Raw genomic sequence first — 14,645 nt, forward strand, 5'->3', positions numbered from 1 at the left:
AGCTATTATTTTTCCCTAGTGGTTTGAGTAGTTGTTTGTTGATGGGTTAAAAGCAGTTCAGCCAAAGCTAGGTCTTCAGGGTGAGTGATTTTTATATTGTCTCTGCGTCCTGGAATTAACAAGGGTTGGTAACCAGCTGCTTCTAAGGCGGAAGATTCATCAGTTAGCTTTAAGCCTTTTTCTAAACCCTGGGTTAAAGCTGTGTGTAATTTTTCATAACGAAACATTTGTGGGGTAAGCGCATGCCATAAATGGTTACGATCAAGGGTAGCGCTGACTTGGTGGCTGTTGTTAACAGACATTCCGCGTTTCATCGTATCGGCTACGGGAGCCGCTAATAAGCCACCTACCAGGTGATTTTTTACACCAGTAACCAGTTGCTGTAAATCTAGCTGGGTAATGCAAGGGCGGGCTACATCATGCACTAGCACCCAGTCGTGGGGGTGGGCCAAAGCTGTGAGTGCGTTTAAACCATTTAGTACTGAATCAGCACGCTCTTTACCACCAAAGCAGGTTATTAGCTTTGCTTGAGGATAGCGTTTTAAAAATCTTAGCTCTACTGCAGGCCACCAAAGGTCTTCTTGGTGCAGAGGTAAAACCAAATATGCTTCAGGAAAGGCTTGGTGAATACGTCCTAAAGTAACCTCTAACAGCGTTTGATCTAACAAGGGTAAATACTGTTTAGGTAAATCTGCCCCCATGCGTTCACCAATACCAGCGGCTGGTAATACACACCAAAGGCAAGTGTTATTAGTCATGAGTTGGCTCGGTAGTTTGTTCTGATGTTTTGTATATTGCTGGTGGTTCGCCAATCAGCCAAAAAAAGGTTTCATCTTTGCCTATCATACCTAAATCGAAACGGGCTCTTTCGGCTACGGCATCTAAGCCACTTTTTAAGTCTTCTACTTCGGCATTAAGCCTAGCATTACGTTTTTGTAGTTTTTGATTGGTTGCTTCTAAATCAGAAACTAAGGCTTTGGTTTGCCAATATTCAAGTAAACCATTCTCACCCCACCAAAGGCGGTACTGGGTTATTAACAGTAGCAGTATCACTAACACCGAAAGGATTCGAGACATGGTTACCTGTCATTGGATGCTAAGTATAAAAAACCCTGAAAGAAGCTAAGCAATTTCAGGGTTTGTAAGGCTTTAATTAACAAAGGTGGTTTTTAGCTAGCTAATGCTTAACGCCCAACCATAAGAATGTATAAGGTGTCACCTTCTTTCCACTCACCATGGACTACGGCGTTTACAACATTTCCTTTAACGGTTTGCTCTGTGGAAGTGGCCAAACTTGAGCTATGGCTTGTGTTGGTTGCTTGTCGGCTTGCTACTAGAACATTGCTAACCGTGACACCCATTTGCCTAGCTATTTCATCTAAAGCGCGACTTGTGGCTAGCTCACGTTGTGCCGCAGCACCTTTAAAGTGGTAGCCAGCGCGGCCTAAACCCACTATATCGCCAACTGATTGCGGGTTATCTATCCAAGCTGGGCGCTGTGGACCTATAGGCTGAGCAGGTTGTTGTGGCTGAGAAACACAAGCAAGCAAGCTGGTAGCTAACAAGGTCATTAACAGTGCTTTAAGAAGATTTTTCATTATTCGTTCCTTCATACAAATCAATGGTTGCTCTAACTACTGACCTTTAATGGCTTTTAAACCAGCATAAGGCGCTTGGCTACCTAAAATTTCTTCGATCACTAATAAACGGTTGTACTTAGCAACTCGGTCTGAGCGGCAGAGTGAACCGGTTTTAATTTGGCCCGCTGCCGTACCTACGGCTAGATCAGCAATGGTTGCATCTTCTGTCTCACCCGAGCGGTGAGAAATAACCACTGAATAACCCGCATCTTTAGCCATTTGAATGGCTTCTAGGGTTTCTGTTAGCGTACCAATTTGGTTGAATTTAATAAGAATGGAGTTAGCAATATTTTTACTAATACCTTCTTGTAAAATTTTAGTATTGGTAACAAACAAGTCATCGCCCACTAGCTGAACTTTATCACCTAGCTTTTCGGTTTGAATTTTCCAGCCAGCCCAGTCGGCTTCATCTAAACCATCTTCAATAGAAACAATGGGGTAGGTGTTGCAAAGGTCGGCTAGGTAGTCGCTAAAAGTTTCTGCGGTAAACACTTTACCTTCACCAGCTAGGTTGTACTGGCCATCTTTGTAAAATTCAGAAGCGGCACAGTCTAAAGCTAGGGTAATGTCTTTACCGAGTTCATAACCTGCATCAGCAACGGCTTGCTTAATCACTGCTAAAGCATCTGCGTTAGAGGCTAGGTTAGGAGCAAAGCCACCTTCATCACCTACGGAAGTGCTAAGCTTTTTATTTTGTAGAACGCTTTTTAGGGCATGAAAAATTTCAGCACCAGCACGCAAGGCTTCAGCAAAGTTGGGTGCTGAAACAGGCTGTACCATAAATTCTTGAATATCGACGTTATTATCTGCGTGTTCGCCACCATTGATAATGTTCATCATGGGTACAGGCATGGAATAAACGCCTGGCGTGCCATTAATTTTGGCAATGTGTTCAAACAATTCTATGCCTTGTGCTTCTGCGGCAGCTTTAGCAGCAGCTAGAGAAACTGCCAAAATGGCGTTAGCACCTAGCTTAGCTTTGTTTTCTGTACCGTCTAGGTCAAGCATGACTTTATCGATAGCCGCTTGTTGGCTGGCATCTTTACCTAGCAGTGCATCACGAATAGGACCATTAACATTAGCCACTGCTTTAAGCACGCCCTTGCCTAAGTAGCGAGCCTTGTCGCCATCGCGCAGCTCAAGCGCTTCACGTGAACCAGTGGAAGCACCTGAAGGCGCACAAGCACTGCCTTTAAAACCACCCTCTAAAACCAGGTCAACCATTACTGTTGGGTTGCCGCGTGAATCTAATACTTCACGTCCTTTAATATCGATAATCTTAGCCATGAAAAGAGTCTCCAATTATGTCCGTCAGGATAGTTAGTTTTATATTAGGGTTAGTCGATGTGTAATTTTGGCAGTGATTTTATTAAGTCATCCACTGCTTTCATTTGTTGTAAAAAGGGTTCTAATTGATGCAGCGGTAAGGCTGAAGGGCCATCGCATTTAGCTAAATCAGGATTAGGGTGAGCTTCTAAAAATAAGCCAGCAATGCCTTGGCTTAAGCCGGCACGTCCTAACTCTGCTACCTGTTGACGACGACCACCTGAAGCCGCACCGGTTGCATCACGCATTTGCAAAGCATGGGTGACGTCAAAAATAATGGGGGCATTGCTGGCTACTTGTTTCATTACCCCAAAACCTAGCATATCCACTACTAGGTTGTCGTAACCAAAGCAGGCTCCGCGCTCGCAGAGCATCACTTGGTTGTTGCCATTTTCAGCAAATTTTTCAACCAAATTACCTACCTGACCGGGTGACATAAATTGAGGTTTCTTAACATTAATGGGCTTGCCAGTTTTAGCCATGGCAGTGACCAAATCAGTTTGGCGGGCTAAAAAGGCAGGTAGTTGCAAAATGTCTAGCACTTCTGCAGCAGGGATAGCCTGCTCCCATTCGTGAATATCGCTAATAACGGGTAGGTTAAAAGTATTTTTAATTTCTTGAAGCAGCTTTAAACCTTCATCTAAACCCGGGCCACGAAAAGAATGAATAGAGGAGCGGTTGGCCTTGTCGAAGCTGGCTTTAAAAACGTAAGGAATACCTAGCTTTTGGGTCACTTCAACATAGTGTTCTGCAACACGCATAGCCATATCGCGTGATTCCAACACATTCATACCGCCCAATAAAACAAATGGACGATCATTGGCCAGTGTTAGGTCAGCAACTTTGATGCTGGCTAGGTTGTTAAGGCTTTGATTCATACTAGGTTGCCTGTATTTTTACGCTCAGCCTTATGTGCTAGAGCAGCGTTTACAAAGGCAGTAAATAAGGGGTGGCCATCACGCGGTGTTGAAGTAAATTCTGGGTGGAATTGGCAAGCAACAAACCAAGGGTGATTGGGTAGTTCAATCATTTCTACTAGCGCTTTATCTTCACTGCGACCAGAAATAATCAGCCCTGCTTTTTCTAACTCACCAATAAACTGATTGTTTACTTCATAGCGGTGGCGATGACGCTCAACAATTTTTTCTGCACCATAGCTGGCAAAAGCTTTAGTGTTTGGCTCTAGGTGACAAACTTGGCCACCTAAGCGCATGGTGCCGCCTAGGTCTGAATTGGTATCTCGGGTTTCAATTTTACCTTCAGGGGTTAACCATTCAGTAATTAAACCAACCACTGGGTGTTGGGTATCTAAAGTAAATTCAGTTGAGTTGGCATCTGTCCAGCCCACTAGGTTACGTGCAAACTCAATAACAGCAACCTGCATACCTAAACAAATACCTAAGTAAGGAATTTTATTTTCACGCGCAAACTGAGCAGCTAGAATTTTACCTTCCACACCCCTTTCACCAAACCCGCCTGGAATAAGAATGGCGTCTTTATCTTCTAGGCGACCAGTACCTTTGCTTTCAATTTCTTCAGAGTCTATGTAATCAATTTCTACCTTGGTACGCGTTTTTATACCCGCATGCTGTATGGCTTCAATTAGTGATTTGTAGGCTTCAAGCAACTCCATGTATTTACCAACCATGGCAATTTTAATGGTTTTTTGTGGGTTAAGTTTGGCATCTACCACCTGTACCCATTCGCTTAAATCAGCTTCTGGAGCAGTTAGGCCAAATTTCTGTACCACAATTTCATCTAAGCCTTGCTCGTGTAGCATGCCAGGAATGCGATAAATAGTATCGGCATCGGGCAGTGAGATAACGGCGTTTTCATCAACGTTAGTGAAGAGGGCAATTTTGCGGCGTTCGTTTGCCTCAATGCTTACTTCAGAGCGGCAAATAAGAATATCAGGTTGAATACCTATGGAGCGTAATTCTTTAACTGAATGTTGGGTCGGCTTGGTTTTGGTTTCGCCAGCCGTTTTAATGTAAGGGACGAGCGTAAGGTGCATAAACAATGCATTTTTCGAACCCACTTTAACTCTAAGTTGGCGAATGGCTTCTAAGAAAGGCAAGGATTCAATATCGCCTACGGTTCCACCCACTTCTATAAGGGCGATGTCGTAGCCTTTAGCACCTTCTATAACTCTTTCTTGAATTTCATCAGTAATGTGTGGCACCACTTGTACTGTGCCACCAAAATAATCACCACGGCGTTCTTTACGCAAAACACTTTCGTAAACACGGCCAGTGGTAAAGTTATTCTTTTGGGTCATACGCGAACGAATAAAGCGTTCGTAGTGACCTAGGTCTAAATCAGTTTCGGCGCCATCTTCGGTAACAAATACTTCACCGTGCTGAAAAGGGCTCATGGTGCCTGGGTCTACATTGATGTAGGGGTCCAGTTTCATAATAGTGACTTTTAAGCCACGTGCTTCAAGGATTGCTGCAAGGGATGCAGAGGCTATGCCCTTCCCTAAAGATGAAACTACACCACCAGTCACGAATATGTAACGCGTCATGAAAACCGTCCGAAAATAGATCAGGTTCTGACTTTTTTCAGTCAGAACAAAAAACAGGGAGGAAAAGCCTTAGATGGGAAGCTAGTCTAACAGAAGGGTTAAAAAATCCAAAGCAGGAATCGACTCAATTAATGATCTGCCAGCCTTCGGCAATTAAGTATTTATCGATAGCAACCAGAGTTTGCTTATGCCAGATAAAAACAAGTTGTTGGCGCTGCCAAGGTGGTAGTTTTAATTCTTGTAGCAAACGTTTTGCATCCCGCTGTCCACGCTTGGCTTGACGTAAAACTTCACCTCCTTGACGCGCTTGCAAGGTGAAGTGGTTTTGAATCTCCTGATGCTCTTGGTGAGTTAGCTGAAAATTAATGCTTCCAGCTGGTGTATTCACTGGTGTTTTACCATCCCAACTGGCTTGCCAATCTTTGGCTAGGGGTTGAAAGTAACGGCTAGCTGCTATAAATAATTGATTTTGAAAGCGCCTAGCTTCTACTTGTTTATCGCCTTTGTCCCAACTAATTTTGGGCTGAGCATCTTTTTGTGCTGAATAGAGCTGGGTGAGTTCTTGCCATATTTGGTGGCCGGGTAGGGTTAAGTTTCTACTTAGCAACCAATAACGCAATAAGTTCACTTGGCGATAGTTTGCTAATTTTAAAAGCTCTTCTAGGTTAAGGCTTTGTTCAGTGAGTTGGCAGTTGGCTAAATCAAGTTTTGCTAGGTCTTGGTTAAGTTGCTGGCTCTCAGCGGCTAGCTGGGTAACACGGGCTAGATTTTGGTTAGTGTTTGGGAAGCGCTTTTGAAGCAGGGGTAGGATTTCTAAGCGCAAGTAATTACGGTCAAAGTCGACTTCAAAGTTGCTGTCATCTTCTACCCATTTTAATTGGGAAGCTTGAGCAAATTTAAGCAGTTCAGCTCTGGGAGTGGTTAATAAGGGGCGAAGAATCAGCCCTTTACCCAAGGGTCTTTGCAAAGGAATACTGGCTAAGCCTAGGGTGCCCGCACCGCGTAATAGGCGTAATAAAAGGGTTTCTACTTGGTCATCTTGGTGGTGCCCTTGCAAAAGCACTTCGCCTTCTTCTAATTCTTGTTCAAACACTTGGTACCTAGCGCGTCTTGCTCTGTCTTCTAGGCTGGCGCTGGCAAGGCTTTGTGGGTCTACTTGGTGAATACTTATAGGAATTTGGGCTAGGTCACAAATTTGCTGAGAAAAAGCCGCCCAGTCATCAGCAAATTTAGAAAGCTGGTGATGAATATGAAGGGCTCTTAATTGAATAGTGGGTTGCACTTCTGCCAGCTGTCTAGCGAGTTCAAAAAGTACGCGTGAATCTAAGCCGCCACTTAAGGCGACACAAATTTTAGTGGTGTCGGAAGGCAGGGTGAGCTCTAGTTGCTTTACAAGTGGGTGCATAAAATAGGGCAGATTAAAAAGAAAACTAGGCAAAAAAAGAGGCGAATAAATCGCCTCTTTTTAGTAGCTAACTTAGAAGTTTAGAGTAAAAAACTTTGGGTTAAGAAATATCTTGCAAAGAAGAGTAGCTCATTAGGCGCTGGTAGCGTCTTTCTAGCAGTTCTTCATCTGTGTTTTTATCTAGCTTATCTAAGGTTTGGCTCAGCGCAGCTTTTAAGCTGACAACCATTTCTTCTGGGTTACGATGTGCGCCACCTAAAGGCTCTGGAATCAGTGTATCTACTAGGCCAAGTTCTTTTAATCGGTCTGCAGTTAGGCCCATTGCTTGGGCTGCATCGGCTGCCTTGCTGGCACTTTTCCATAAAATAGAAGCGCAACCTTCTGGTGATATAACCGAGTAGGTTGAGTATTGCAGCATCATTAGTTCGTCGCACACACCTATGGCTAAAGCGCCACCCGAACCACCTTCACCAATAATGGTCGAGATAATGGGGGTTTTAAGGCGTGACATAGCTGCTAGGTTAAATGCTATCGCTTCAGATTGGCCGCGCTCTTCTGCATCTATACCTGGGTAGGCACCTGGCGTATCAATAAAAGTTAAAATAGGCATTTTAAAGCGTTCAGCCATTTCCATAAGGCGCAGAGCTTTGCGGTAGCCTTCAGGGCGTGGCATACCAAAATTACGTTTAACTTTTTGCTTAACATCGCGGCCTTTTTGGTGGCCAATAACCATCACTGGGCGGCCATCTAAACGTGCCATACCACCAACAATAGCGGCATCATCACCAAAATGACGGTCACCATGCAGTTCATCAAAGTCATCAAACAATAGATCTAAGTAATCTAAGGTGTAAGGACGCATAGGATGACGCGATAGTTGCGATACTTGCCAAGCTGAGAGGTTAGAGAAAACCTGTTCGGTTAGTTTGTAGCTTTTTTCTTGCAAGCGCGTAATTTCATCGGTGATGTTCAGATCTGAGTTGTTGCCAACCAGACGTAATTCTTCAATTTTGGTTTCAAGGTCAGCAATGGGCTGTTCAAAATCTAAATAGTTCAAGTTCATGGTTTTTTGCCTAGAATTTATTCAGCAGCTATTAACAAGAAAAATGCGTTGTAATTTTAAACTTGCGGCAACTATAGACGAAAGTTGCCTTGGACTCAAAATTTAAGCAGTAGCTTTACTCGGTTTCTATCAGTTTTTACGCGCTTCACCTTCATTTAGGTAAACTAGTCGTACACTTTCTTTGCCTAGGAGCTGGTTTAGGTCTTCTAGCAGGGCGTCGCTAGGTTCCACTTGCCACTGATCGCTAGGTAAGAGTGTTGCCTTACCAAGTTGGCAAGTGTAGTTAAGCTGTAAAGCTAAACCTGAGTCTTGCTTATATTTGGCTAGGCAAAGGGTTAGCTGTTTAAGTATTTCCTTATCAAAAGTAGGCTCATTAAAACGTATCTCTAGAGCTCGAGCAAACTTACTGCGTGCTTCTGCAATAGGGGTTAGGTCTTTACAGCGCATGGCTAGGCCGCCAGTAAAGCTGTCTTCGCGCACTTCACCTTCTAAAATAAGCAGTGCATCCTTGGTTAGTTGTGACTTAAAGCGTTCATAGTCTTCACCCATAACCGAAACTTCAATACGCCCTGAACGATCATCTAGCGTCATAAACGCCAAGGTATCGCCGCGTTTACTTTTCATAGTGCGAAAAGCCATAACTAAGCCAGCTATGCGCTGTGAGTCTCGCGAAGGTTGGAGGTTAGCAATTTTTTTACTAACAAAGCGTTTAAGCTCATTTTCATACTCGTCTATTGGATGCCCTGTTAAATAGAGTCCGAGGGTGTCTTTTTCACCAGCTAGGCGCTGTTTGTCTGTCCACTGAGGTGTACCTAGGTAGGCTGCATAGGGGTCAGTGGTTTGGCTGGTGTCTTGGCTACTCAGGCCACCAAATAAATCATCCATTCCTAGGCTAAGGTTTCTATTGGCTTGATCGGCTGTTTTTAGCGCATCTTCTAAAGCAGCCAAAAGCAGGTTGCGGCTAGTGGCTAGTTGGTCGAGTGCGCCGCTGCGAATTAGAGCGTCTATAGCTCGCTTATTAAGGCGCTTCATATCAACACGACTACAAAAGTCGAATAGGTCGCTGAAAGGTCCACCTTGGTTGCGGGCTTCAATAATCGCTTCAACTGGGCTTTCACCTACCCCTTTGATAGCACCAAGACCATAGACTATTTCGCCTGCAGCATTAACGGTGAAGTACCAGCTACCTAGGTTTACGTCTGGTGGTGTAATGGTTAATTTCATGGCTCGGCTTTCTTCAACCAACATAACAACTTTTTCAGTATTGTTCATTTCGGTTGACATAACCGCTGCCATAAATGAAGCGGGGTGATGCGTTTTTAACCAAGCTGTTTGGTAGGAAACTAAACCATAGGCTGCAGAGTGAGACTTGTTAAAACCGTAGCCAGCAAACTTTTCTACTAGATCAAATATCTGCCCTGCTTCTGTTGGGTCTATGCCATTTTTTTCACTACCTTCCATAAATAGCTGGCGCATTCTGGCCATTTCTTCAGGCTTTTTCTTACCCATAGCGCGCCTTAGCATGTCGGCACCGCCTAGAGTAAAGCCAGCCATTACCTGGGCTATTTGCATTACTTGTTCTTGATAAAGAATAATGCCGTAGGTTGGCTCAAGTACGGGTTTTAGTGATTCGTGGTTATAGTCAGGGTGGGGGTAAGATATGGGCGATAAACCATGTTTACGCTGAATAAAGTCATCTACCATGCCTGACTGCAGAGGACCTGGGCGGAAAAGCGCAACTAAAGCAATCATGTCTTCTAGGCTGTCGGGCTTGAGCTTTTTGATGAGCTCTTTCATACCCCGCGATTCTAACTGGAAAACTGCTGTGGTTTCGGCTTTTTTAAGGAGGTCGAACGTTTTTTTATCATCCAGGGGTATGGCCGTGATTTTTAAAAAATTTTCATCGGTTGGTTGGAGATTTTTATTAATATCTTTAAGCGCACGGTCAATAATGGTTAGGGTACGCAAACCTAAGAAGTCAAACTTAACCAGCCCTGCTTCTTCTATGTCGTCTTTATCAAATTGAACAACCCAGCCTTTACCTTCTTCGTCGGCCATAACTGGGGCGAAGTCGGTGAGTTTGCTGGGTGCAATAACAACCCCGCCCGCGTGTTTACCAGTGTTACGAGCCACACCCTCTAGTTCACGCGCCATGGCCCAAACTTCATAGCCTTCTTGGTCTAGGCTTTCTAGCATTTGCTCACTTAGCTCGCCTTGTAACTTAGCTTGGTAGGCGGTTTCTAGTGATTTAAGTTCTTCTACATCTTCTGCGGCTTTGGCTAGCGTCATGCCAACATCAAAAGGTATTGCTTTGGATAGGCGGTCACCCACTGCGTAGGGTTTGCCTTGGGCGCGGGCAACGTCTCTAACCACGCCCTTGGCTGCCATGGTTCCAAAAGTAACAATTTGGGATACCGCTTCTCGGCCATAGGTTTGGGTTACATAATTAATTACTTTTTCTCGACCTTCCATGCAAAAGTCAATATCAAAGTCAGGCATGGAAACCCGTTCAGGGTTAAGGAAACGCTCAAAAAGTAAGCTGTACTCTAGAGGGTCTAGGTCGGTAATATTTAAAGCATAAGCCACAAGTGAGCCTGCACCTGAACCTCTACCTGGGCCAACTGGCACTTGGTCTTGTATTGCTTGGTTAATAAAGTCTGCAACAATAAGAAAGTAGCTAGGAAAACCCATTTGAACAATGGTGTCTAATTCAAAGTCGAGTCGGTCACGGTACTCTTTTTCTATTTCTGCAAAGTTTTCTGGTCTAGGTTGGTGAAGGTGTTCAAGGCGTTTGGTTAGACCTTCGTGTGATTTTTTACGAAAGTAATCATCCTCTGTCATGCCTGGTTCAATGGGTAGTTTAGGTAGAAAATACTCCCCTAAACGTACCTCTACGTTACAACGCTTAGCTATTTCAACGCTATTGGTTAAAGCAGAGGGGAGGTCGCTAAAAAGCGACTGCATTTCTTCTGGGCTTTTAAGGTATTGTTCTTCTGAGTAGGGCGTTTTGCGTCTTGGATCATCTAAGGTTCGGCTTTCACCAATACAAACACGCGTTTCATGTGCCCAGTAATCTTTGCGCTCCATAAAACGAACGTCATTGGTTGCTACTAGGGGGCAGTTGAGCTGTTGCGCTAGTTTTACACTGGCATGCAAGCACTCTTCGTCACCTACTCGTGCTGTGCGCTGTACTTCTAGATAAAAAGCGTTAGGTAGCGTCTGCATCCATTTCTGGGTGAGTTCTGCTGCTTCATTTAGATGGCCTGCTAGCAGTAGTTGACCAATTGGGCCTTCTTTTGCGCCTGATAAAGCAAGCAGGCCTTCTGGTTGTGCTGCTAGCCATTCAAACTTAAGGTAAGCTTTGCCTAACTGTTGGCCTTCTAGCCAGGCGCGTGAAATAAGCTCAGTTAAATTTAGATAGCCAGTATTGTCCATCGCTAAGAGCGTTATACGGGCAGGTGGCGATTTTTCGTCTGTAGGTTCTAACCAGAAGTCACTACCTATAAGGGGTTTAATGCCTGCACTTTGGGTGGCTTTATAAAATTTAACTAAAGCAAAGAGGTTGCTTTCATCGGTTAGTGGCAGAGCTGGATAACCAAGTTCAACGGCTCTTTTAACTAGAGGTTTTAGGCGAACTAGGCCGTCATCTAAAGAAAATTCAGTGTGTAGGCGTAAATGAACAAAAGGTGTCGACATGGAGTTCCAGCGAGTTAATTATAAAACGGCCATTCTAACCAAAATGGGCTAGCCTGTGCGAAAATGACTTAAAGATAGTTTATATTAAAGAGGTTGCGGTGGTTGCAAATAAAGATGGAACACTCGCTGCTAAGGCTGCTGAGCAGGCGCTAGCTGATGTCTTGGCCGTTTTGCCAGCAGGTTTGGTGATGTTGGATCAATATGGTCAAGTTAGCCAAGCTAATACTGCTGCTACTGCTATTTTAGGAGAGCCGTTGGTAGGCGAGTCTTGGTTATCTGTTGTACAAGGAGCTTTTGCACCACGCAGTGATGATGGGCATGAGGTATCCTTGCGTGATGGTCGGCGAGTAAGTCTCTCTATTAGTTCTTTAACAGAGGGGGCTGGTCAGTTAATTTTATTGCAAGACTTAACTGAAACACGAAGGTTGCAAGAGCAGTTGGCACGGCATGAACGCCTGTCCTCTATGGGTAAAATGGTTGCATCCTTGGCTCATCAGTTACGAACTCCCTTATCTACAGCGCTACTTTATGCAGGACATTTACAAAAAGACAACCTAGAGCCTGAGCAACAAAAGAAATTTGCTGCCAGAATAAAAGGTCGCTTACAGCACATGGATCAACAAATACGCGACATGCTGATTTTTGCCAAGGGTGAAACGCGCATGGCTCGCCGTATGCAAGTTGAAGAGTTTTTAACAGCCTTGCAGGAAGCAGTGCAGCCCTTAGTTGAAAGAAATAAATTACAGTTTGCTTGGGAAGTAGGTCTGCTTGAAGGCGAGCTGGTGGTTAGTCCTGACTCTTTAGTGGGGGCAATTCTAAATTTAATTAATAATGCTGTAGAGGCAGTCAGCCCAGCACCAAAAATTACTCTGCATTTAGAGGTGGTAGATGATCTGCCTGGGCTAATGGGTCGACACCTTTTGATTTGTGTGGCTGATGATGGGCCGGGTATAGATACCAGCAAGGTAAAAAATGCACAAGAACCCTTTTATACAACTAAATCACAAGGTACTGGGTTGGGTCTGGCTATAGTGCAGGCTGTTGTTGAGGCACATAAAGGACGGTTTTGGTTACAAACCAGTGTGGGTCAGGGAGTTAGAGCTTGGTTGGCTTTGCCTACAGGCACTGATGCTGAGCAAAAGTAAGATTTTGGAGAGAGTGGATGCACCCTATTTTGATTGTAGAAGATGATGCCGATCTTCGCGAAGCACTAGAAGATACCTTGTCATTAGAAGGCTGGTCGTATATTTCTGCAGAAAATGGTCAAGAAGCTTTGTTGAAAATGAAAAAGCAGCCTGTCAGCCTGGTTGTTTCAGACGTTAGTATGCCAGTTATGGATGGGCACCAGCTGTTGAATGCTATTCAAGAAAGTTGGCAGGGTATTCCTGTGGTTTTAATGACAGCCTTTGGGAGTATCGATCAAGCAGTTGAGGCCATGCGCCAAGGTGTAGCTGATTACCTAGTCAAACCCTTTGACCCTGAAGTGCTGGTTAAAGTGATTAAGCCTTTGCTTGATGCTCAGTCGGGCAGCAAGCAAGCCTCACCTGATCAGCCGCTTGTTGAAGACCCTGCGAGTCGTGAGCTGTTGCAGTTGGCTAGCCGAGTCGCCAAAAGTGATGCTTCTGTAATGATTGGTGGCGAATCAGGTACAGGTAAAGAGGTGTTAGCACGCTTTATTCACAATGAGTCTGGTCGTTCAGCTAAACCGTTTATTGCAATTAACTGCGCTGCTATACCTGAGAGTTTATTGGAAGCAACTTTATTTGGTTACGAGAAGGGTGCTTTTACTGGAGCAAGTGCCAGTACAGCCGGTAAATTTGAACAGGCAGATGGTGGCACACTTCTGCTAGATGAAATTACTGAAATGCCGCTTGAATTACAGGCTAAGCTTTTACGCGTTTTGCAAGAGCAAGAGGTAGAACGCTTAGGTGGACGCAAGGTTCTGAAGTTAGATGTTCGAGTTTTGGCAACCAGTAACAGAAATCTTAAGCAAGCAGTTGCTGATGGGTTGTTTCGTGAAGACCTTTATTATCGTTTAAATGTCTTTCCTTTAGCTTGGCCGCCTTTAAGGTCTCGACCTGCTGATATAGTGCCCTTAGCAAACTTTTTAATTGCTAAGCATGCGCAGCGAATGGGCGTTAAAAAATTACCAGCTTTACATCCTGAAGCTGTTAAAAGATTAAAAGAGCACAGCTGGCCAGGTAATGTGCGTGAGCTAGAAAATGTTGTTCAAAGGGCGTTAATTCTAGCGACTGGAGATAAGATAACTCTGCAAAGTTTAGTTATAGAGGCAGATGTTTCTGTTCCTTTAGAAGAGCCAAAAGCTGAGCTTACGGGAGAGGCGTTGAAAGATGATTTGTGGGAGCAAGAGCAGCAAATGATTCTTGAAGCTCTCAAGCAGGAGTCTGGTCGAAAAAAAGAAACGGCTGAACGTTTGGGTATAAGTCCCAGAACATTACGCTATAAATTAGCAAGAATGCGAGAAGAAGGTTGTTTAGACCAAAATTTATAAGGAAATATCGTTACCAAGGCTAACGTAAAGTAACTCTGAGTTGCATTAGTGCTCAGTATTTACAGATAAATTATGGGAAGATGTTCTAGTCATTAGGCAGGCTATTCGGTAGAGTAGGCAGCCTGAATCCCTGATTTAATATAGGTTTAATTAAGCTTGGATTCAACTTGCTAGTGCAACAGCCTGTAATTCTTCAAACAATACTTCATTTGGTGTTTTCATTCCAAGTGTTTTCCTAGGTCGGTTATTTAAACGATGCATAATGAATTCAAAATGCTCATCATCTAAGTGCTTAAAGCATGAACCTTTGGGGCAGTATTGACGTATTAAGCCATTTGTATTTTCATTCAATCCACGTTGCCAAGAAGCATAAGGGTCTGCAAAGTAAAAGTCACAATTCAGTGCTTTTGCAATGGCTTGATGCTCAGCAAACTCTTTACCATTATCTGCCGTTAGAGTATGTACTAAACCAACAGAAG

At 44.1% G+C, this 14,645-nt stretch carries 12 protein-coding genes; 2 read left to right on the forward strand and 10 right to left on the reverse strand.

All coding sequences use genetic code 11. The features are described from left to right. Nucleotides 1–5: 5 nt before the first annotated feature. The 9 genes from ispD to dnaE form a co-directional block, all read right to left on the reverse strand. Nucleotides 6–758 (reverse strand): 2-C-methyl-D-erythritol 4-phosphate cytidylyltransferase, encoded by a 753-nt coding sequence (ispD, locus tag BP27_RS0101475; protein WP_027850026.1) that lies wholly within the window; start codon nucleotides 756–758, stop codon nucleotides 6–8. Further along, nucleotides 751–1,077 carry a cell division protein FtsB gene (gene ftsB, locus BP27_RS0101480; protein ID WP_027850027.1) on the reverse strand — a complete coding sequence of 109 codons (327 nt, stop codon included), beginning with the start codon at nucleotides 1,075–1,077 and terminating at the stop codon, nucleotides 751–753. The genes ispD and ftsB overlap by 8 nt, the downstream gene beginning before the upstream one ends. A 107-nt stretch (nucleotides 1,078–1,184) precedes the next feature. Beyond that, nucleotides 1,185–1,598, reverse strand: coding sequence for a hypothetical protein (locus BP27_RS0101485; RefSeq protein WP_027850028.1), 414 nt, complete (start codon nucleotides 1,596–1,598; stop codon nucleotides 1,185–1,187). 36 nt (nucleotides 1,599–1,634) lie between these two features. Further along, nucleotides 1,635–2,927 carry a phosphopyruvate hydratase gene (gene eno / locus BP27_RS0101490; RefSeq protein WP_027850029.1) on the reverse strand — a complete coding sequence of 431 codons (1,293 nt, stop codon included), beginning with the start codon at nucleotides 2,925–2,927 and terminating at the stop codon, nucleotides 1,635–1,637. A 50-nt stretch (nucleotides 2,928–2,977) separates the two neighbouring features. After that, nucleotides 2,978–3,844 carry a 3-deoxy-8-phosphooctulonate synthase gene (gene kdsA, locus BP27_RS0101495; protein ID WP_027850030.1) on the reverse strand — a complete coding sequence of 289 codons (867 nt, stop codon included), beginning with the start codon at nucleotides 3,842–3,844 and terminating at the stop codon, nucleotides 2,978–2,980. Continuing rightward, nucleotides 3,841–5,490 carry a CTP synthase gene (locus BP27_RS0101500; protein WP_027850031.1) on the reverse strand — a complete coding sequence of 550 codons (1,650 nt, stop codon included), beginning with the start codon at nucleotides 5,488–5,490 and terminating at the stop codon, nucleotides 3,841–3,843. The genes kdsA and BP27_RS0101500 overlap by 4 nt, the downstream gene beginning before the upstream one ends. A 124-nt stretch (nucleotides 5,491–5,614) precedes the next feature. Next, the gene (tilS, locus tag BP27_RS14855; RefSeq protein ID WP_150112003.1) at nucleotides 5,615–6,895 is read right to left on the reverse strand and encodes a tRNA lysidine(34) synthetase TilS; all 1,281 of its coding nucleotides are present in this window, start codon (nucleotides 6,893–6,895) and stop codon (nucleotides 5,615–5,617) included. Between the two features lie 100 nt (nucleotides 6,896–6,995). After that, nucleotides 6,996–7,958, reverse strand: coding sequence for an acetyl-CoA carboxylase carboxyl transferase subunit alpha (gene accA, locus BP27_RS0101510; protein WP_027850032.1), 963 nt, complete (start codon nucleotides 7,956–7,958; stop codon nucleotides 6,996–6,998). 129 nt (nucleotides 7,959–8,087) lie between these two features. Then, nucleotides 8,088–11,654, reverse strand: a complete 3,567-nt coding sequence (gene dnaE / locus BP27_RS0101515; protein ID WP_027850033.1) for a DNA polymerase III subunit alpha — start codon at nucleotides 11,652–11,654, stop codon at nucleotides 8,088–8,090. Between the two features lie 98 nt (nucleotides 11,655–11,752). Here dnaE and BP27_RS14860 point away from each other — a divergent pair, with 98 nt between their 5' ends. Both BP27_RS14860 and BP27_RS0101525 read left to right on the forward strand, forming a co-directional pair. Continuing rightward, nucleotides 11,753–12,799, forward strand: coding sequence for a sensor histidine kinase (locus BP27_RS14860; protein WP_051610117.1), 1,047 nt, complete (start codon nucleotides 11,753–11,755; stop codon nucleotides 12,797–12,799). A gap of 17 nt (nucleotides 12,800–12,816) precedes the next feature. Next, complete coding sequence (locus tag BP27_RS0101525) at nucleotides 12,817–14,166, forward strand: sigma-54-dependent transcriptional regulator (protein ID WP_027850034.1); 1,350 nt, start codon at nucleotides 12,817–12,819, stop codon at nucleotides 14,164–14,166. Between the two features lie 162 nt (nucleotides 14,167–14,328). On the opposite strand, the gene BP27_RS0101530 is transcribed toward BP27_RS0101525, so the two are convergent. Continuing rightward, nucleotides 14,329–14,645: IS30 family transposase (locus BP27_RS0101530; RefSeq protein WP_027850035.1), on the reverse strand; the 317-nt coding region annotated here is incomplete at its 5' end.

The sequence above is a fragment of the Marinospirillum insulare DSM 21763 genome (assembly GCF_000686905.1).
Classification (GTDB): domain Bacteria; phylum Pseudomonadota; class Gammaproteobacteria; order Pseudomonadales; family Halomonadaceae; genus Marinospirillum; species Marinospirillum insulare.